Genomic DNA, 18,649 nt, shown 5'->3' on the forward strand with positions numbered 1-18,649 from the left:
CACAACGAGATGCACGCAACCACCCCAAGGAGATGGAGACCATGAAGGGCATACTCACCGGCGCGCTTGCAGGCTGGTTGTTACTCGTGGCACCGGTTCAGGCCGCCGACGACCAACCCGATCCCGAGCTCAGTCCGGGTTGGCAATCCACACGTCAGGCCTTGTTCGAGAGCCGCCCGATCGCTGAGGGTGGCGACCGGCTGGTGCTCGAGGCTCCGCCGCGTGCCGCCGATGCCGCGGTGGTGCCCATCGCGATCCGCAGCAACTTTGGCGATGCGCCGGACAAGGAGATGCGTCGTGCCTGGCTCATCATCGACAAGAACCCGGGCCCGGTGGCGGCCATCTTCACCTTCGAGCCGGGCAGTGGCGTCGTCGACATGGAGACCCGGGTGCGTGTCGAGGAATACACCTGGATGCGCGCCGTGGCCGAACTGGCCGACGGCTCGCTGCACATGACCACCCGGTTCGTCAAAGCCTCGGGCGGGTGTTCTGCCCCGGCGGGCAAGGACCCGGCCGTGGCCGCGGCCAACATGGGTCGCATGAAGCTGCGCGTGCTTGGCGCCACCGAGGATAGCGGGCTGACCGGGGCGCAACTGATGATCAGCCACCCGAACGAGTCGGGCATGGCCATGGATCAGGTCACGCGGCTGTACCCCCGGCCGCACTTCGTGCGCACCATCAAGGTGAGCTACAAGGGCGAGCCCCTGATGACGGCCGAGGTGAATTTCTCGATCAGCGAGAACCCCAATTTCCGTTTCCATTTCCGCACGCCGGAAGGCGACCTTCGTGAAGGTGGCGGTGAGTTGAAGGCCGAGGTGGTGGATACGGATGAGCTTCGTTTCGAGACGAGTGTGAAACTGGGTGCAAGTTAAGACCTTGGCGTTGCTCAGAGTTCTGGGGTGTCTGTGTCTGGGGCTGTGGTCCGCCGTTGCTGCGGCCGTCGGCCTGGGCGAGGCGCAGGTCATCGATGCCGGGTTGATGGTGCTGCCGCCGCTGCATGCAGGCCCCCCGCCCGATGGCGGTGCCAATGTGATCGTGCTGCACGGCAATCGGCGCAGTCTCATCTTCGGTACCGGTCAGGCCTATCGCGACGGGCGACAGATTCTGGATCTTGTCCGGCTCGAACGTTTGCCGGACCCCTACATGGCGTTCATCCCGGCGGCGTTGCCCGGTTATGTGTTCGGCGGTACTGCCTTGCAGCACGGGGGCGTTGCCCTGGCCGATACCGGTGCCACGGGCGATCTGATCAACCAGCGCTGCGACCATTGCCTTGAGCGCTTGCGTGCGTCCGACGGCAACGAGGCCATGGCGGGCTCGGCGGTACCGGTCGCCGATGTGGCGCTCATGGGTGAGATCCGCATCGATCTGGGGGGGCGCATGGTGCAGGTGATGGACATGGGTTGGGCGGCGGTACCCGGCGAGCTGGCCCTGTTCGACGAGGCGACCGGCACATTGGTGACCGCCGAACTGGTGGTCGGGCAGGGGCTACCGCAACTGCGCGATGCCCATCTGGACGGTTGGCTCCAGGCGCTCGACCGCATCGAGGCGCTGGCGCCCAAACGCATCGTGCCCGGGCGTGGCGGCGTGCTGCCACCGTCCGCAATTGCCTGTACCCGCGACTATCTGGTGAATGTCGGCAAGCAGGTGCGCAATGCCTACGCACGTGGTCTGAGCCTGAGTGAAGCCGAAAACGAGCTCAAACTGCCGGGCGCCACGCCCGACGAGGCACGGGTTCATTCGTCCAACGTGCAGGTGCTGTACCTTCAGATGGAAAAGGCGGATCTGGGCGCAGAAGCGTCTGCGCCGCTTCGCTGAAACTGCGTCGGGATCTGGAGATTTCGCGTTGAAACAACGCTATGCCTTACCCGCTGACTTCGAGGCGGAGATCCGGATTCTTTCTGAAGAGGAAGGCGGGCGCGCGACCCCTGCGTTCAATGGAATCCGCTGGGATTTTGCGTATGGGGATCTGTTGCCGCTCGACGACCAATACATGATCTGGGCCGATTTCATGAGCGGCAATGGCGACTCACTTGAATCGGACATTCCTCTATCCGGTACCCTTCGCGCCCGCATGCACATTGTCAATCGCGATGCGCGCGTGACAGTGCACCGACCGCGGATTGAGGTCGGTGTGGGGTTCTTCTGCATGGAGGGGGCAAGACAGGTCGCCCGGGGTGTCGTCACCAAAGTGACCGGTCTGGCGGATGTGGCGCTCGATCCCGAGCCCGGGGTTGATCGCGGGCCGCCGCGAGTGCGGCCCACGATCTGACGTCGCTCAGCCCCAGGCCGGCGCCGTCTCCAGGATGTTGCCATCCACGGCACTCCACTGGACCAGCGAGTTCTCCTTCACCTGCATGATGATATAGACGAGCGACTCATCGCCATTGTTGCGCCAGATGCGTTCGGCGTCCGGGGCGATGCGCACGATGCTGCCTTCTTTCACATCCAGCGTCTCGCCGTCAATTTGCAGCTGACCACGACCCTTGATGAAGATGTAGACCTCCTCGTTCTGCTTATGCGTGTGATAGAAGGGGACTTCGCCGCCCGGCGGCATGGCATTGATCGAAATTTCACAGCCGGTCAGGCCCAGGGTCTCCTTGATGAAGAGTTTGCCCGGGATGTCGAGGCCCGGCAGGTGCACCGTGTAGTCCGGCCATTGGTTCATCGGGCCGGCTTCCATCTGTGCGAAGTGGCGGCCGGTTTTCGTGAGTGTCTGAGTCATGGTGAGGTCCTGTTCAGTTGAGTTATCTACCAGTAGGTAGGTTGGTGGGTCAAAAATTGAGCCGACATGCATCGGCTCGGGAAGAAAACAGAATCAGCTGGCGCGCAGGCGGTCGATGACCCCGTGGGCGCATTGGTCGAAAAACATGTTCGTTCTGGCCGAGCGCGAGACGACCAGGCCACCCTGAAGGGCGGCGATGATGGCGGAGGCGTCCTGCTCGGCGGTGCCCGTCTGCGTCAGCTCGCCCTTGGCGCGGCCGGCCTCGATCACCTGGGTCAGCCACTGCACTTGCAAGTCAAAGAAATGCGCGAGCTGCGGGTGGACACGTTCGTCGAGTGTCATGGCCTCGGCTGACAGCATGCCGCCCATGCAGACCCGCTCGCTGTCGAGGGTTTTGCGGTACAGGTTGGCATAGCCTTCCAGCCGGCCCATGGCGGACGGCTCACTGTGCAGGAGCTGGTCCAGGTATTCCTGCAGCTGGGCCGAATACCGGTCGAGCAGGCGCGACACCAGATCGGTCTTGGTGGCAAAGTGGTGATGCAGGCTCGCCTTGGAGACGCCCACCTCTTTGGCGATGTCGGCGTAACTGAAGCCATTGACGCCCCGCAGCTGAATCAGGCGCTGGGCGATATCCAGAATGTGTTCCTTCATGTCCATGGCGGTGAAATTAACCTACCAGTAGGTAGGTAGTCAACTCACAACATCAATTTGTTTGACCTGCCTGACTTCGTGTCCGCGGCGCTGTGCTCAGTCGCCCCCGGCCTTCAGTGTATTGATGGCCAGCGTGGCGGCTGCCGTCCGTGTCTCGACGCCCTGTTTGGCGAACACGTGCTCCAGGTGCTTGTGCACCGTGCGTGGCGACAGCCCGAGGATGTCGCCGATGTCGCGATTGGTCTTGCCTTTCGTGACCCAGTAGAGCACTTCAGCCTCGCGCTGGGTGAGGCCGAAGGCGGGGATCAGGGCGTCGATGCTGGCACGGTCCGATTCTTCACGCAGGCTCACCAGCCACTCGCCGTCGGCGGTCTGCTCGTTGAGATTGAAGACCAGGCGGCGGTCGGCGACCACCAGCGAGAACGGCAGGACCGTCTGGTTTCCGGTGCGCGCCTGGGCGGAGGCGGTGATCCACTGCAGCAGGTCGGCGGGTGCCTTGTCGCCATCGGGCGGAGCAAACTCGGCCAGCAGTTGCCGTGCTTTCGGGGTTTGCCAGACGAGAGCGCCCGTATCCATGCGGATGGCGATGGTGGCCTGTCCGCTGGCGTCGAGCGCGCTGCGTGCCAGGCTCACCTGCCGGGCGCCCTGCATGTGGGCGGCAATGCGCACGATGACTTCCTGTGGCCGGATCGGCTTGGTCACATAGTCGATGCCGCCGGCCTCGAACGCGGCGACCACGTGTTCGGTCTCGGTCAGGCCGGTCATGAACACGATGGGAATGTGCGCCGTGGCAAAGTCCGCCTTGAGTCGCCGCGCCACTTCGAAGCCGTCCATGCCCGGCATGAGCGCATCGAGCAGGATCACGTCGGGCTGCTGTCGGCCCGCACGCGTCAGTGCAGCCGCGCCGTCCGTGGCGACGAGTACGGTGTAGCCGGCCTCGTCGAGCGCGTCGTGCAGCAAGGACAGGTTGTCCGGGATGTCATCCACGATCAGGACGACTTTGGGGCGATTGGACTCAGAGGTCGGCATCTTGCGAAATGAGACTCATGATGGCGTCGAACTGGAACTGGCTGGCCAGCGTGCGCACCCGGTGGGTGAAAGGGCGGTATCTGGCGTCGGCAGCCTCGATGGCGTCGAGCTGATCGAGCACACCCCGAACATAGCCCATCTCCACCGGGTCGGCGAGGGCGTCGAGCATGGCATCCGGTGGCATGACCAGCGCGCCGGATTCTGACACCGGCGGCGGTGGAGGCGCTTCGATCCAGACAAGATCGAGCTTGTGGGCGATCCAGTCGAGCACTTCTTCGACCTGCACCGGCTTGACCAGGAAGTCTTCCGGGGGCAGGGCGACGTCGTTGTCGAGCCCCTTGTCGAAGGCGTTGGCCGACACCACGGCAATGGCCGCTTGGCTGGTGCCGGTGGCACGAATGCGGCGGATCGTCTCCCAGCCGTCGATGCCGGGCATCGCCAGATCCATGAAGATTACGTCGGGTCTGAATGCGTCTAGCATCTTCAGACATTCAAGTCCGGAGGCGGCTTGCGCCACTTCGAAGCCCAGCGGTTCAAGAACGCTGGTGAGCATCAGCCGGTCATCCGGCTCGTTGTCCACCACCAGCACGCGTTTGCGGGGGCCTTGGTAACCGCGGCGCTTGGCGCGCGCCGGACGCACCACGTCGTCGGCGCCATGCACCTGCGGCAGGAACAGGCGCACCGTAAAGCGGGTGCCGGCGCTCGAGGTCTGGTCCAGCTTCAGTTCGCCGCCCATCACGTCGGCGAACATGCGGCTGATGGTCAGACCCAGGCCCGAGCCGGCAGTGCCGCTGGCCGAGCCGCCGCGACCGAAGGGTTCAAAGATGCGTTCGGCGTCTTCGGGCGAAATACCCGGCCCGGTGTCTTCGATCTGGAAAGTGGCCATTTCGCGGGCGTATCGCACCGTCAGACTGACCCGACCCTGGCGGGTGAACTTGATGGCATTGCCCACCACATTGATCAGAATCTGGCGCAAGCGCTTTTCGTCGGCACGCACGACTGCCGGTAGCGTGCCGTCGATCCGGTAGTCGAACTGCAGCCCCTTGCTGCTGGCTTGCGGCTCGACCATGTCGACCACTTGCTGGAGCAGGGCGGGGAAGTCGATCGGACGGACCTCCAGCGTAAGCTTGCCGCCTTCGATGCGGGCGATGTCCATGGTGCCCTCGATGAGTGAGAGCAGATGGTCGCCACTGCGTCGAATCACCCGGATCGCCTGCTGGCGCTGCGGCGGTATGGTCGGATCGCCATCGAGAATCTGTGCGTAGCCCAGAATCGAGTTCAAGGGGGTGCGCAGTTCGTGGCTGATGGCGCTGATGTAGCGGCTCTTGGCCTGGTTGGCCAACTCCGCCGACTGCTTGGCTTTCTGCAGGGCCTCGTCGGTGCGGCGGTGGTCTTCGATCTCCTGTACCAGCAGTGCGGTCTGGCGGTTGGATTCCTCCTGCGCCACCAGCCGGCTCTTGTTGGTGAGCACCAGCCACCAGGCCACCACCGCGCTCACCAGCACCAGCGCGGCGTATGCCTTGATGAAGGCGTGGCTGAGCGCCGGCCCGAGCGTGTCGGCATCGTTGCCCAGCACACGCAGCTCGTGGAAGTAGAGCACGCCCAGCAAGAAGGCCAGCATGGGCAGAATGGCGCCCATGAGCAGCAGGAAATGACCGACGCCGGTATCAAGGTAGGGCCAAAGCCGGTCGGGCAGGAGGCGCTGCATGGTGCGCATCCACTGCTCGGAGATGCGGGCGTGTGGCTTGCACTGATCATGACAGCGCGCGTCCAGCGAACAGCACAGGGAGCAGATCGGGCCGCCGTAAGCGGGGCAGCTCGATACGTCCTCCGTTTCGTAGGTGCGCTCGCAGATCACGCACTTCTGGTGAGTGGTCGCATAGCGGCCCACCGGGCGTGCCAGGTAGTACTTGCCGCGTGTGGCCAAGGCGATCAGCGGCGAGGTCACCATCGCCGTGACCAGCGCAATCAGTGCCGAGAAGGCCTGGGCCAGTTCGCCGAACAGGCCGAAGTAGGCGCTGATCGACAGCACCGAGGCGAGCAGCATGGCACCGACCCCGACCGGATTGATGTCATAGAGGTGAGCGCGTTTGAACTCGATGCCCTTGGGTGACAGCCCCAGGGGCTTGTTGATCACCAGATCGGCCACCACCGCCATCATCCACGAGATGGCGATATTGGAGTAAAGCCCGAGTACCCGGCCCAGTGCCTGGAACACGTCGAGCTCCATGAGCACCAGGGCAATGATGGTATTGAACACCACCCACACCACCCGGCCCGGATGGCTGTGGGTGAGCCGGGCAAAGAAGTTGGACCACGCCAGCGAGCCGGCGTAGGCGTTGGTCACGTTGATCTTCAGCTGGGAGATGATCACGAAGATGGCGGTGGCAGCGACGGCCCAGCCGGCGTGCGAAAACACGTATTCGTAGCCGACCAGGTACATCTGGTTCGGGTCCACCGCGCGCTCGGGCGGTACCGAGTGGCTGATGGCCAGATAGGCGAGCAGGGCGCCGCCGAGCATCTTGATGACGCCAGGAATGACCCAGCCCGGTCCGCCCACCAGTACGGCCAGGTTCCATCGCTTGCGATTGGCGGCGTTGCGCTCGGGCATGAAACGCAGGTAGTCCACCTGCTCGCCCATCTGCGTGATGAGCGCGATGCCCACCGTGAGCGCCGCGCCGAAGGCCAGCAGGTTGAACTCGCCATAGACGCCGTCCTGCCCCGGATAAGCCACCATGCCGGCAATGACGCCGGGGTTCTGCTTGAGCACGTAGATGAACGGCACCACCAGCATGACCAGCCACAGGGGCTGGGTGATGACCTGTAACCAGCTGATGGCGGTGACCCCGTGGGTGACCAGCGGAATGACGACCAGCGCGCAGATCAGGTAACCCCACACCGGCGGTATGTTGAAAGCCAGGTCGAGCGCGTAGGCCATGATGGCCGCTTCGAGCGCAAAGAAGATGAAGGTGAAGCTCGCGTAGATCAGCGAGGTGATGGTCGAACCCAGGTACCCAAAGCCCGCGCCCCGGGTGAGCAGGTCCATGTCCAGCCCGTAGCGGGCGGCGTAGCGGCTGATCGGCAGGCCGGCCATGAAGATGATGAGGCCGGTGGCGACGATGGCCCACAACGCATTCCAGAACCCGTATTCCACCAGCAGGGCGCCGCCCACGGCTTCGAGCACCAGAAAGGCGGCCGCGCCAAACGCCGTGTTCGCCACCCTGAGTTCCGACCACTTGCGAAAGCTGTGGGGCGTGAAGCGCAGGGCGTAGTCTTCGAGCGTCTCGCGTGCCACCCAGGTGTTGTAGTCGCGGCGGACCTTGATGACACGTTGCGCAGGGGCGGGCTGAGTGGGGTCGTTCAAGGCGATGGGCGGGCAGAGTCGGTGACAGGCGAAGCATACCTGCACGGGCAGGGTGCGCCTATGCGCGCTTCGGCGTAGGCCGGGCCGGGTTTTGAGCCTGGGTGAATGTGACAGACGCAGTTGCCTGTGTGTCGTGACGGGGCTGGATGGTGATTTGCGGACGTATCGTGCCGGATCAACGTTCTTGCATTTGAATTTTTGATTCAACGCGTTGAAATGTAATGAAAAATCGTCACTATCAAGCCAGCGGGAGCGTTACGACTTGTGTCTTAGTGACGGTGAAATCGATCGTTTGAACGGGTTTCACATGACTGTAATGTTTCTGACAAATAATGGCGCCGCTCGAGAGACAACACCGATCCGGTGCCGACTCTCAACGAACATAGCGACCGCCCGCCGATGTGGCAGGTGGCGCCAAAGCTTCATCTCTACAGGAGGTTTCTTGATGAAAAAGGCGGCTTTCGCCCTGGCTGCACTGACGGCAGCTTCGATCGGCTCTGCTTTTGCACAGGCTTCGCGTGACTACATCAGTATCGTGGGTTCCTCCACGGTGTATCCGTTCGCTACCGTTGTGGCCGAGCAGTTCGGCAAGGCGACCAAGTTCAAGACGCCTAAGATCGAATCCACTGGTTCGGGCGGCGGCATCAAGCTGTTCTGTGCCGGTGTGGGCGTTCAGCACCCGGACATCACCAACGCTTCGCGCGCCATCAAGTCCACCGAAGTGGAGCAGTGTGCTGCCAATGGCGTGAAGGAAATCGTTGAAGTCAAGATCGGCTACGACGGCATCTCCGTGGCCCACGCCAAGACCGGCAACCCGGTCAACGTGACCCGCAAGGAACTGTACCTGGCCCTGGCCAAGGACGTGCCGAATCCGGACGGCTCCGAGACCATGGTGCCGAACCCGTACAAGACCTGGAAGGACATCAACGCTGCGCTGCCGGCCACCAAGATCGAAGTGCTTGGCCCCCCGCCGACCTCCGGCACGCGTGACGCCTTCGTGGAACTGGTGATGGATACCGGTTGCGAAGAGTTCCCGTTCCTCAAGGCCATGGCCAAGACCGACAAGAAAGCCTTCAAGGGCGCTTGCCAGACCATGCGTGAAGACGGTGCTTTCATCGAAGCCGGTGAAAACGACAACCTGATCGTGCAAAAGCTCGAAGCCAACCCGGCTGCCTACGGCATCTTCGGTTTCAGCTTCCTGGACCAGAACCGCGACAAGGTTGAAGGTGTGTCGATCGAAGGCGTCAAGCCCGAGTTCGAAACCATCGCCTCCGGCGACTATCCGGTGTCCCGCCCGCTGTTCTTCTACGTGAAGAAGGCGCACGTTGGCGTGATCCCGGGCATGAAGGAATACCTTGCCGAGTTCACCAGCGAGAAGTCCATGGGCCAGGAAGGCTATCTGGCCGAGCGCGGTCTGATTCCGCTGCCCGCCGAGGAATACGCTGCAGTTAAAAATGCAGTGATGAACCTCACTCCGATGAAGTAAAATGTCGGGCCGGCAGGTGGGGTTCGTGCCCCGCCTGCCGATTTGCTTTTTCCGATAGCGACATTCCATCGTGACCCAGACGCCGATCATTCTCTTGTTGCTGCTGGCTTTTTGCTCGGCGGCTTTTTATGTTGGGCGCCGCCGGGCGCTAAGCGTCGCAGGCGGCCAGATCCGAAACCTGCATTCGCTCCCCGGTTACTACGGCCTGTATGTAGCGCTTTGGGCTGCCTTGCCTGCCCTGATTCTTTTCGGCTTGTGGTCGGCCTTCGAAGGTTCGATCATCACCCAGATGGTGGTGGCCGAGATGCCCGCGAGCGTGCGCGCACTTGAGCCGGCCAAGCTCAACCTGCTGGTCAATGATCTGCACAATCTGGTTTCCGGCAACGTGGTTTCCGGAACGCCTGATGCCGCCATGCAGGCGGCCGCCGAGCGTTACAGGAACCTGCAATCCATTGCCAGTGCAACGCTGATTGCGGTGACCTTCGGCATCGCTGCTGTCGCCGGCTGGTTCGCGTTCTCCCGCATTCGTCCGCATCATCGCGCCCGCAACGGCGTCGAGCGCATCATCATGGGCGTGCTGATTGCCAGCTCGCTCGTCGCGATCCTCACCACCGTCGGCATTGTGCTGTCGGTGCTGTTCGAGTCGATCCGTTTCTTTCATGCTGTGCCGTTCCACGAGTTTCTGTTCGGTCTGAACTGGAGCCCGCAGATCGCCATCCGCGCCGACCAGGCCGGGTCGACCGGTGCATTTGGCGCCGTGCCCCTGTTTGCCGGCACCATGCTCATTACCGTCATCGCCATGGTGGTGGCCGTCCCCATCGGACTGATGGCGGCCTTCTACCTGTCAGAGTATGCCGGGCCAAAAGTCCGTTCCACGGCCAAGCCGCTGCTTGAGGTGCTCGCCGGCATCCCGACCGTGGTGTATGGCTTCTTCGCCGCACTGACCGTAGCGCCGTTCATCCGTGACTCGGGCACGATCCTTGGGCTCGATGTGGCCTCGGAGAGTGCGCTGGCTGCCGGTCTGGTCATGGGCATCATGATCATTCCCTTCGTTTCCTCGCTGTCCGACGACGTGATCAATGCCGTGCCCCAGTCACTGCGTGATGGCGCCTACGGCATGGGGGCGACCCAATCCGAAACCATCCGCAAGGTGATCTTTCCTGCAGCGTTGCCGGGGATTGTTGGTGCCGTGCTGCTGGCGGTCTCCCGTGCCGTGGGTGAAACCATGATTGTGGTCATGGCCGCCGGTCTGTCGTCCAACCTGACCGCCAACCCGCTTGAGGCGGTGACGACGGTGACCGTGCAGATCGTGACGCTGCTGGTGGGTGACCAGGAGTTCGACAGCCCGAAAACACTGGCGGCCTTTGCACTGGGCCTGATGCTGTTCGTCACGACCCTGTGCCTGAACGTTTTCGCCCTTTACATCGTGCGCAAGTACCGAGAGCAGTATGACTGATCAAACCAACGCTCAGACCCGGAGCCGCGGGGAGCGCAATTTCGAAGTCGTCATGGCGGGCATGAAGAAGCGCCGCGCGGCGGAAGTGCGGTTCCAGCTGTATGGCAAGGTGGCCGTCGGCTTGGGTCTGCTCTTCCTGTGCCTGCTGCTGTTCAGCATTGTCAGCAAGGGATATTCCGCCTTCTGGCAGACCTACATCCGGCTCGATGTGCCCGTGATTGCCGCAGACGTTGATCCCGAAGGCAAACACAATGTGGCCGCCATTCGCGCGGCCAACTATTCGGGCATGATCAAGCAGCACCTGCGCGAGCTGTTCCCGGAAGTGACCGAGCGACGCGAGAAGTTCGCCCTTTACGGGCTGGTGAGCAACGGTGCCTCGTTCGAGCTGCGCGACAGGATTCTGGCCAATCCCGAACTCATCGGTCAGACCGTGAGTTTGTGGGTGCCTGCGGACGACGATGTAGACATGCTCATGAAAGGGCATATCGATCGCAACGAGCCGGAAGTTGACCGCCGTATCAAGGACAACCAGCTGGCCTGGATCGACAAGCTCCAGAGCGAAGGCCGTCTTGAGTCCCGCTTCAACGTGGCGTTCTTCACCAACGGTGATTCGCGTGATCCGGAACTGGCCGGCATTCGCGGCGCGCTGACGGGCTCGATCCTGACCTTGATCGTGACCCTGTCACTGTCGTTCCCCATGGGCGTGCTGGCGGCGGTCTATCTTGAGGAGTTCGCACCCAAGAATCGCTGGACCGACCTGATCGAGGTGAACATCAACAACCTCGCTGCCGTGCCTTCGATCGTGTTCGGTCTGCTCGGCCTGGCGGTGTTCATCAACTTCTTCGGCCTGCCGCGTTCCGCACCGCTGGTCGGTGGTCTGGTGCTCACGCTGATGACCCTGCCGACCATCATCATCGCCGGTCGGGCCGCACTCAAGTCGGTGCCGCCGTCCATTCGCGAAGCAGCACTGGGCATTGGCGCATCACCCATGCAGACGGTGTTCTATCATGTGCTACCGCAGGCTTTGCCTGGCATGCTGACCGGTACGATCATCGGTATGGCGCAGGCGCTGGGTGAGACCGCGCCCCTGCTGATGATCGGTATGGTCGCCTTTATTGCCGACGTGCCCTCGGGCGTGTTCGACCCGTCGACTGCACTGCCGGTGCAGATCTACCTGTGGGCAGACAGCCCCGAGCGTGCCTATGTGGAACGTACCTCGGCCGCGATTATCGTGCTGCTCGTGTTTCTTGCCGCCATGAACGCCATTGCGGTGCTGCTGCGCAAGCGATTTGAGCGTCGCTGGTAAGGAGGGCAAAATGAAAATGAATTTTGATGAGGCGAACGTGCCCGAAACTGCAGAAAAAGCCATGAGTGCTGAAACGTTTGAAGACACGGCAAAAGTGGAAAGCAATGCGCGCAAGTCCACCGCGACGGTTCACCGTGACAGCCGTACCACCGTGGGTGAGCCGCGAGTTGAAGATCCGCGTATTCGCTGTACCGACGTGAACGTCTATTACGGCGAAAAGCACGCCATCAAGAACATCAGCCTCGATGTTGGCAAGGGCGAGGTGCTGGCCATGATCGGTCCGTCCGGTTGCGGCAAGAGTACCTTCCTGCGGTGTATCAACCGGATGAACGACACGGTGTCGATCGCCCGCGTGACCGGCGAGATTCTGCTCGACGGTGAGAACATCATGGACAAGAACGTGGATGTGGTGCCGTTGCGCGCCCGTGTTTCCATGGTCTTCCAGAAGCCGAACCCGTTCCCGAAGTCCATCTACGAGAACATCGCGTTCGGGCCGCGTATTCACGGGCTGGTTCAATCCAAGGCTGACCTAGACGAAGTGGTTGAAAACAGTCTGCGCAAAGCCAACCTGTGGGATGAAGTCAAGGATCGTCTGGACGATCCTGGTCTGGGACTGTCAGGTGGCCAGCAGCAGCGTCTGTGTATCGCCCGTTCGATTGCCATCGAGCCCGAGGTGATCCTCATGGATGAGCCGTGCTCGGCGCTCGATCCGATCTCCACTGCCAAGGTCGAGCAGCTCATCGATGAACTGCGTCAGCAGTATTCCATCTGTATCGTCACCCATTCGATGCAGCAGGCAGCGCGGGTGTCCCAGCGCGTGGCTTATTTCCATCTGGGTGATCTGATCGAGATCGGCTCGACCGACGATATCTTCATCAATCCGCGTCATCAGCTGACCGAGGATTACATCACCGGTCGATTCGGCTGATTGTAGATTCTCAGCATCAAATGAAACGCCCCTGCGAAGGGGCGTTTTTTCATGGCAGCGTGATGGTCAGTGTCGGCGCTCTGGGCGCAAGCTGAACGATCTGCTGATAAGGCTGCAGGGCCTCGCGGGTCTGGCGCGCCAGCAGATGGTTCATCCCAAGATAGGCGATGAGACCGCCAAAGGAAAAAACTGCCGCCAGCACCCAGACCGGGAGTTCGCGCTTGAGCGTGTGCGACACCTTGTCCGGAATCTTCCAGTGCGGCGCGAAGGCATTCTTCTTGCCCTTGATGTGGGCGATCTGCTCGCCCAGCTGACTGGTCAGATAGGCGAGTTTCTCGGGGCCTTCGAGCATGTATTTGCCCTGAAAGCCCAGCAACAGGCACATGTGGAAGACCTCGAGCGCCTGAATGCGGCTCGCGCCACCGTTGCGGGCTTTTTCCAGCTTGTCGAAAAAGTGTTCTCCGGCCAGTTGATCGCCGAAAAGGCTCAGCTGAAGCGGTCGGCGCTGCCAGATCTCGCGAATGCTCAAGCGGGAAGACAGGATCGTCTCGTCGACCATGGCGCAGAAGGCATACTTGCCATCGAAGATGTCCTCGGAGGCGAAGTTCATGCGTTGGGCCCGGCGCTCGAACTCGCCCAGAAACTTCTGGATCTGCGTGGTGAACCGGTCAGCGTCGTCCGGCGACTTCTGGTTCTTCAGCAGAAAGATCATGTAGAGACCGTCGTAGAGCAGGTCGACAAGACTATGCGCCGTCGTGTTGGGCTCGACACTCGGGTCGGGTTTGGCGAAATCACCGAACAGGGAAGGGGGCGGGGCGGGAATGGTCATGAGTTAACGGCAATGAGTTCGAGTTTCAGATCCCCGAAGCTCTCGGGAATGTAGATGGTGATCGTGCCCGCCTGCAGCATGCGGTCATACAGCGCCGAGCGTCGATCCAGCGAAAAGTAGGTGGCATTCGGCTTGACCGGGATCGCCGGAGGCACTTGTGCCGCATGCTCCAGCCGGACCCCGCCCATGGCAGAGAGAACGAGCTTGTCCACATCGTCTGGCGCCCCGACCTTGAACTGCAACGGCACCGATTCGATGAGTTGCGCCATGGGCATGGCGGCCTGAATGGACAGGTAGAACGCGGTGTCGTCGTCGATCTTCTCCGACTCGAGGCGTCCCATGTGGAAGGCAGGCTTCGGCTCGGACAGGGCGATCGAGAAGTAACGGGTCGAAATCACGGTCTCGAGAAGTTCGCGCAACAGATGGTCGAGCTTGAGAAACGCAGGGCCCGGGTTTGCATGCTCGTAGGCGGGCAGGTCGTTGACCGTGAACCCCTTCGAAAAGGTCATGAGGCCGCCGGCTAGTCGCAACAGCTCCTGGAACAGTCGCTCTGGATGAAGCAGCGGATTCTGATGCAGGTGCGAGAGTGCGGCGAAAGCGCTGCTGGCCGTATGCAGCAGCCAGAAAGAGGCAACATCGCCCGAACGGAATTCAATGATGTGTTTCGACGGTTCACGGTGAAACCCGTACAGCGCGTTGATCTTGGCTTGCAGCGCATCGAGCAGACGGCGCAACTGGAGCTGGAGCAGCGGTGCGCCTGCCAGTGTCAATGACGGGGGCACAAACCGTGGATCCTTCTCGTAGCCGTTTGCCGGGGTCTTGCGAAGACGCAGGATGGGAACGGTCAGGTAAGCGTCGGTACTTTCGCTCGCGGCCTTGAGCACCGATGTCTTGACGAGCACGGGCAGCGGGGCCTCGGCCGCGTCGGTAAACAGATCAACGGTGTCGCGATTGTCGATCAGGTATCGGGTGCTTTCCTCCGTGTCGCCCTCCGGGCTGGCGTTTCCACCATGTGGCCTGAGATGCTGGACCGCGAGCAAGATGTCCGTGGCACCCTCGTCGAGATCGAGTCCATCGAGTGAGAGCGGGGCGGGCAGGCGGTCCTCGTCGGGCGCCAGATAACGCTCTCCATTGGGGAGGACTGCGTCGATGCGTTCAATGCGCAAGGTGCCGCTGGACAATGCATCCTGATCGATGTCGAGGCTGCGAAGCCCCCAGCCAAACGGTTGCGCTGTCAGCAGTGCCTGACGGATCTGAGCTTCGTGATAGGCGTCCTGCTGCTGAAAATGCTGTGGGCGGAGGAAAAGGCCTTCGCCCCAGAGTACTTTGGCGTGACGGGTCAATGGAGCGTCCTGTACTTCAAGAGCCACAACGCACGCCGGCGAGGCGTGCCGCAGTTGCGGCGTTTTGGGGGTTGGTGAGTTGACCGTGCCCGACGGTCATCGAGCAGGCATGCAGTCCGACGGCAATGCCTTCGTCATTGTCGGTGGTTGTGTCGAAGGCATACTTCCAGCGACTGGGCGCCGGCGAATGGAACAGGGCGACGATACCGATGACATGCGTCTGTTCATCCAGCCGCTCTTCGATCGAATAGGACTTGCCCGGGAGCAGCATCATCTCGCGAACGTGGACGACCTCGTCGGCGAGCTGGCTCTGTTCCTCTCCCGGATTGGCGAACTGGGCATAGCTGAGCGAAGAGAATCCCGCGTCGGATTTGAGCTGATATATCCGCACCAGCAAAGCCAGAGGTTCACCATCAGACGTGCTGTTGAGGGCGTCGCCCGTATCCAGACGGACGGTGACTGTCTTGGGGCCCTCTTTGGACTTGAGGCCGCTCGTCTCGAGTGCCGCATTCACTGCGGCGCCGACAACCTGCACGGCGGTGGCCGTTCCACACCCGGTTAATGTCAAGCAAATACAAAGGGTTGCCGCAATCAACGTCGCGGACCGGGAAACAGTCGAGTGGAAAGTCACGAAATGTCTGAGGAAAGTGTGAGCAAATGCTTAAGAGATATGCAAATGCGTTGCTTTAAAAGAGATGTCAATGTACTATGGCGCTCCGCATTTGGCAATGTCTATGGCATCATGCCGCTCGTTGCCAGTCCAGATGTTTGATAGGTGTTTTATGTTGTTTTTCGGTCGTGGGGCGCTCCTCCCTCTCTTCGGTTTGCTGCTTGTGCTCTCAGGTTGTGCGACCACAACCAAGCCGCTCTCCGATATGGATTTTGCCAAGGCGATGGAGAGTTCCGAAAAGCAGGTCACTGGACTCATCGGCGAAAAGAAGTCGAATGAGGCGGTGGCCATGCTCAGCAAACTGGCCAGCGAAAACCCCACGCGCAAGGCGCCCTGGGCGCGACTCGCAAAGCTCTACTTCGATGCAGCCAATTATGGTGAGGCGATCGTCGCGGCCGATGAGGTTCTTCAGCGTGATCCGGCCGATCGCGTTGCCAAGAGCATTCGTGCGGTCAGTGGTCTGCGGGTTGCGACCCAGTCTCTCGATGATCTGAGAAATGATGAAGACATGAAGGGGTCTGCACGCGCCGATGCGGTCAACCTGGCGAAGGTGCTCAGAGAAACCTTGGGTGAAGAGGTGCTCGTGCCTCCTGTCGATAAGGAAGCCCAGGCCCGGGCTGAGGAAGAGGCCAAGGCGAAAGCCAAGGCGCGGGCGCGAGCGCGCTACCTCAAGCGCAAGGCTGCCGAAGCGGCGGCCAAGACCGAGAGTGCAGTGGCTGCAAAACCTGACGTCAAGGTGAACGGAGATCCGTTCAGCGCTCTCGAATAATTCAACGCCATGCTGTTGCTCGTCGAAGTGACAGTGGCCTCTCGGAGTGTCGGCTCAGGCGCTGCACTCCATCCCTGAACAGGAGATGATCGTGTCCAAGAAAGAAAGTGTTCAGAAGCGCCTGCAGAAGGTGCGTCCGCCGCGCGTTCAGCTGACGTATGACGTCGAGAAAGGTGACGCTGTCGAGCAGAAGGAAATTCCGTTTGTGGCAGGTGTGCTCGGCGATTTTGCCGGACAAAGCCAGGCGCCTCAGGGCAAGCTCCGCGATCGCAAGTTCGTCAATGTTGATCTTGATAACTTTGACGACGTCATGGGTGCGATTGCGCCTCGTGCCGCGTATCGCGTCAAGAACCGACTGTCGGAAGACGGCGGGGAGCTCGGCGTTGATCTGACCTTCAACAAGTTCGAAGATTTTCGGCCGGAGTCCGTCGTCGAGCAGGTCGAGCCGCTGAGAAAGTTGATGGAAGCGAGATCCAAACTTGCCGATCTTCGCAACAAGTTGGCCGGTAACGAAAAGCTCGAGGATCTGCTTGCTGAGGTGCTTCAGAGCACCGAGCAACTGCAGGCTCTCGGTGAAGGCAAGTCGAAGTCGGAGGATCAGTAATGAGTGCCCAGGCCGAAATGTCAAATGGCGCGACCGTAGCCGAAGGCAGTCTGCTCGACTCGATCGTCGCTGAAAGTCGGGTTGCCCGTTCGGACGCTGAGCGCGAGCGCGCCAAAGATATCATCAGCGAGTTCGCCAGTCAGGTGCTTGAGGGCGAGGTCGTGGTGTCCGAGAACCTCGCTGCGTCACTCGATGCCCGGGTGGCGGAACTTGATCGCCTGATCTCGTCTCAGCTGAGTGAAGTGATGCACGCGCCCGAGTTTCAGGCGCTCGAAAGTGCCTGGACCGGCCTGCACTATCTGTGCAAGCAGACCTCGACCGGCGAGCTGATGAAGATCAAGCTCATGAGTGCGACCAAGAAGGAGCTGGTCAAGGACTTCAAGACGGCCATCGATTTCGATCAAAGCGCGCTCTTCAAGAAAGTGTACGAAGAAGAGTTCGGTACGTTTGGCGGTTCTCCGTTTGGGACGCTGATCGGGCAGTTCGAGGTCTCGCGTCAGCCGGAAGACATGTACTTCCTCGAGCAGATGTCCCACGTAGCAGCCGCAGCGCATGCACCGTTCATTTCTGCGGCGTCTCCCGACATGTTCGGACTCGAAACCTTCACGGATCTGGGCAAGCCGCGCGATCTGTCGAAAGTGTTCGATACCGTTGAGTACGCCAAATGGAAATCCTTCCGCGAAGCGGAAGATTCGCGTTACGTTGGCCTCACCTTGCCGCATTTCCTGGGTCGCTTGCCTTACAACCCGGTGGACGGCATCACCACCGAGGGCTTCAACTTCGTCGAAGAAGTGGATGGCTCCGATCACAGCAAGTACCTGTGGTGTAACGCGGCGTTTGCGTTTGCTGCACGACTGACCAGTGCCTTTGAAAGCTACGGCTGGTGTGCCGCTGTCCGGGGCGTGGAAGGTGGCGGTCTCGTTGAAGACCTGCCGACGCACACCTTCCGCACCGACGATGGCGAAATCGCGCTGAAATGCCCGACCGAAGTGGCCATTACCGATCGTCGCGAGAAAGAGCTGAGCGACCTGGGATTCATGCCGCTGGTTCATTGCAAGAACACCGATTACGCGGCCTTCTTTGGTGCCCAGTCGTGCCAGAAGCCCAAGAAGTACGATACCGACGCGGCCAACGCCAATGCATCGCTCTCCGCACAGCTGCAATACATCTTTGCCGTGTGCCGTATCGCGCACTACATGAAGGCGATGATGCGCGACAAGATCGGTAGCTTCGCGTCTGCGGCAAACGTCGAGATGTACCTCCAGCGCTGGGTGGATCAGTACGTGACTGCCGACGATTCCGCATCGCAAGAGACCAAGGCTCAGTTCCCGCTTCGTGAAGCTTCCATTGAAGTGAGTGAAGTGCCGGGCCGTCCTGGCGTCTATCGCGCCGTGTCGTTCATTCGACCCCATTTCCAGCTCGACGAATTGTCGGTATCGCTTCGCCTGGTGGCAGAGCTGCCCAACTCGAACGGCTAAACAGAACATTGACC

At 61.2% G+C, this 18,649-nt stretch carries 17 protein-coding genes; 10 read left to right on the forward strand and 7 right to left on the reverse strand.

Annotated elements, in window-relative coordinates:
- Positions 1 to 41 precede the first annotated feature (41 nt).
- Genes J0W34_RS08390 through J0W34_RS08400 form a run of 3 tightly spaced genes read left to right on the forward strand, consistent with a single transcriptional unit; the run spans position 42 to position 2,269 of the window.
- Positions 42 to 872 (forward strand): quinoprotein dehydrogenase-associated SoxYZ-like carrier, encoded by an 831-nt coding sequence (locus J0W34_RS08390; RefSeq protein WP_227814973.1) that lies wholly within the window; start codon positions 42 to 44, stop codon positions 870 to 872.
- The gene (locus J0W34_RS08395; protein ID WP_230971352.1) at positions 862 to 1,815 is read left to right on the forward strand and encodes an MBL fold metallo-hydrolase; all 954 of its coding nucleotides are present in this window, start codon (positions 862 to 864) and stop codon (positions 1,813 to 1,815) included. Before J0W34_RS08390 ends, J0W34_RS08395 begins: the two co-directional genes overlap by 11 nt.
- Before the next feature lie 28 nt (positions 1,816 to 1,843).
- Positions 1,844 to 2,269, forward strand: coding sequence for a hypothetical protein (locus J0W34_RS08400; protein ID WP_230971353.1), 426 nt, complete (start codon positions 1,844 to 1,846; stop codon positions 2,267 to 2,269).
- A gap of 6 nt (positions 2,270 to 2,275) precedes the next feature.
- Here J0W34_RS08400 and J0W34_RS08405 read toward each other — a convergent pair whose 3' ends face one another.
- The 4 genes from J0W34_RS08405 to J0W34_RS08420 form a co-directional block, all read right to left on the reverse strand.
- Positions 2,276 to 2,722 (reverse strand): cupin domain-containing protein, encoded by a 447-nt coding sequence (locus J0W34_RS08405; RefSeq protein WP_230971354.1) that lies wholly within the window; start codon positions 2,720 to 2,722, stop codon positions 2,276 to 2,278.
- A gap of 93 nt (positions 2,723 to 2,815) precedes the next feature.
- Positions 2,816 to 3,379, reverse strand: coding sequence for a TetR/AcrR family transcriptional regulator (locus tag J0W34_RS08410; RefSeq protein ID WP_230971355.1), 564 nt, complete (start codon positions 3,377 to 3,379; stop codon positions 2,816 to 2,818).
- Between the two features lie 90 nt (positions 3,380 to 3,469).
- On the reverse strand, positions 3,470 to 4,402 hold the full coding sequence (locus tag J0W34_RS08415; protein ID WP_230971356.1) for a response regulator transcription factor: 933 nt from the start codon (positions 4,400 to 4,402) through the stop codon (positions 3,470 to 3,472).
- Positions 4,389 to 7,766 (reverse strand): hybrid sensor histidine kinase/response regulator, encoded by a 3,378-nt coding sequence (locus J0W34_RS08420; RefSeq protein WP_230971357.1) that lies wholly within the window; start codon positions 7,764 to 7,766, stop codon positions 4,389 to 4,391. The genes J0W34_RS08415 and J0W34_RS08420 overlap by 14 nt, the downstream gene beginning before the upstream one ends.
- A gap of 445 nt (positions 7,767 to 8,211) precedes the next feature.
- Between J0W34_RS08420 and J0W34_RS08425 the strand changes: the two genes are divergently transcribed.
- From J0W34_RS08425 to pstB, 4 genes are all read left to right on the forward strand, one after another.
- A complete protein-coding gene (locus tag J0W34_RS08425) occupies positions 8,212 to 9,252 on the forward strand; it encodes a PstS family phosphate ABC transporter substrate-binding protein (protein WP_230971358.1) in 1,041 nt (346 codons plus the stop codon).
- Between the two features lie 70 nt (positions 9,253 to 9,322).
- Complete coding sequence (gene pstC / locus J0W34_RS08430; RefSeq protein ID WP_230971359.1) at positions 9,323 to 10,708, forward strand: phosphate ABC transporter permease subunit PstC; 1,386 nt, start codon at positions 9,323 to 9,325, stop codon at positions 10,706 to 10,708.
- Entirely contained in the window at positions 10,701 to 12,014 is a 1,314-nt protein-coding gene (pstA, locus tag J0W34_RS08435) for a phosphate ABC transporter permease PstA (protein ID WP_230971360.1), read from the forward strand. Before pstC ends, pstA begins: the two co-directional genes overlap by 8 nt.
- 10 nt (positions 12,015 to 12,024) lie before the next feature.
- Positions 12,025 to 12,942, forward strand: a complete 918-nt coding sequence (gene pstB, locus J0W34_RS08440) for a phosphate ABC transporter ATP-binding protein PstB (protein WP_227814964.1) — start codon at positions 12,025 to 12,027, stop codon at positions 12,940 to 12,942.
- Positions 12,943 to 12,991: 49 nt separating this feature from the next.
- On the opposite strand, the gene icmH is transcribed toward pstB, so the two are convergent.
- Genes icmH through tssJ form a run of 3 tightly spaced genes read right to left on the reverse strand, consistent with a single transcriptional unit; the run spans position 12,992 to position 15,745 of the window.
- Positions 12,992 to 13,771: a type IVB secretion system protein IcmH/DotU gene (gene icmH, locus J0W34_RS08445; RefSeq protein WP_227814963.1), complete on the reverse strand. Its 780-nt coding sequence runs from the start codon at positions 13,769 to 13,771 to the stop codon at positions 12,992 to 12,994.
- Complete coding sequence (gene tssK, locus J0W34_RS08450; protein ID WP_230971361.1) at positions 13,768 to 15,114, reverse strand: type VI secretion system baseplate subunit TssK; 1,347 nt, start codon at positions 15,112 to 15,114, stop codon at positions 13,768 to 13,770. The genes icmH and tssK overlap by 4 nt, the downstream gene beginning before the upstream one ends.
- A gap of 16 nt (positions 15,115 to 15,130) precedes the next feature.
- Positions 15,131 to 15,745, reverse strand: a complete 615-nt coding sequence (gene tssJ, locus J0W34_RS08455; protein ID WP_227814961.1) for a type VI secretion system lipoprotein TssJ — start codon at positions 15,743 to 15,745, stop codon at positions 15,131 to 15,133.
- A 70-nt stretch (positions 15,746 to 15,815) separates the two neighbouring features.
- Between tssJ and J0W34_RS08460 the strand changes: the two genes are divergently transcribed.
- From J0W34_RS08460 to tssC, 3 genes are all read left to right on the forward strand, one after another.
- Positions 15,816 to 16,553, forward strand: a complete 738-nt coding sequence (locus tag J0W34_RS08460) for a tetratricopeptide repeat protein (protein ID WP_230971363.1) — start codon at positions 15,816 to 15,818, stop codon at positions 16,551 to 16,553.
- 91 nt (positions 16,554 to 16,644) lie between these two features.
- The gene (tssB, locus tag J0W34_RS08465; RefSeq protein ID WP_227814959.1) at positions 16,645 to 17,157 is read left to right on the forward strand and encodes a type VI secretion system contractile sheath small subunit; all 513 of its coding nucleotides are present in this window, start codon (positions 16,645 to 16,647) and stop codon (positions 17,155 to 17,157) included.
- Positions 17,157 to 18,635 carry a type VI secretion system contractile sheath large subunit gene (tssC, locus tag J0W34_RS08470; protein WP_227814958.1) on the forward strand — a complete coding sequence of 493 codons (1,479 nt, stop codon included), beginning with the start codon at positions 17,157 to 17,159 and terminating at the stop codon, positions 18,633 to 18,635. Before tssB ends, tssC begins: the two co-directional genes overlap by 1 nt.
- The last annotated feature ends 14 nt before the right edge of the window (positions 18,636 to 18,649 follow it).

Source organism: Nitrogeniibacter aestuarii, assembly GCF_017309585.1.
Classification (GTDB): Bacteria; Pseudomonadota; Gammaproteobacteria; order Burkholderiales; family Rhodocyclaceae; genus Nitrogeniibacter; species Nitrogeniibacter aestuarii.

Bases quoted from the DNA above. Each gene is read 5' to 3' on its own strand.
- J0W34_RS08390 (WP_227814973.1), top strand. From the start codon at position 42: ATGAAGGGCATACTCACCGGCGCGCTTGCAGGCTGGTTGTTACTCGTG.
- J0W34_RS08405 (WP_230971354.1), bottom strand. From the start codon at position 2,722: ATGACTCAGACACTCACGAAAACCGGCCGCCACTTCGCACAGATGGAA.
- J0W34_RS08410 (WP_230971355.1), bottom strand. From the start codon at position 3,379: ATGGACATGAAGGAACACATTCTGGATATCGCCCAGCGCCTGATTCAG.
- J0W34_RS08415 (WP_230971356.1), bottom strand. From the start codon at position 4,402: ATGCCGACCTCTGAGTCCAATCGCCCCAAAGTCGTCCTGATCGTGGAT.
- J0W34_RS08425 (WP_230971358.1), top strand. From the start codon at position 8,212: ATGAAAAAGGCGGCTTTCGCCCTGGCTGCACTGACGGCAGCTTCGATC.
- pstA (WP_230971360.1), top strand. From the start codon at position 10,701: ATGACTGATCAAACCAACGCTCAGACCCGGAGCCGCGGGGAGCGCAAT.
- pstB (WP_227814964.1), top strand. From the start codon at position 12,025: ATGAAAATGAATTTTGATGAGGCGAACGTGCCCGAAACTGCAGAAAAA.
- icmH (WP_227814963.1), bottom strand. From the start codon at position 13,771: ATGACCATTCCCGCCCCGCCCCCTTCCCTGTTCGGTGATTTCGCCAAA.
- J0W34_RS08460 (WP_230971363.1), top strand. From the start codon at position 15,816: ATGTACTATGGCGCTCCGCATTTGGCAATGTCTATGGCATCATGCCGC.
- tssC (WP_227814958.1), top strand. From the start codon at position 17,157: ATGAGTGCCCAGGCCGAAATGTCAAATGGCGCGACCGTAGCCGAAGGC.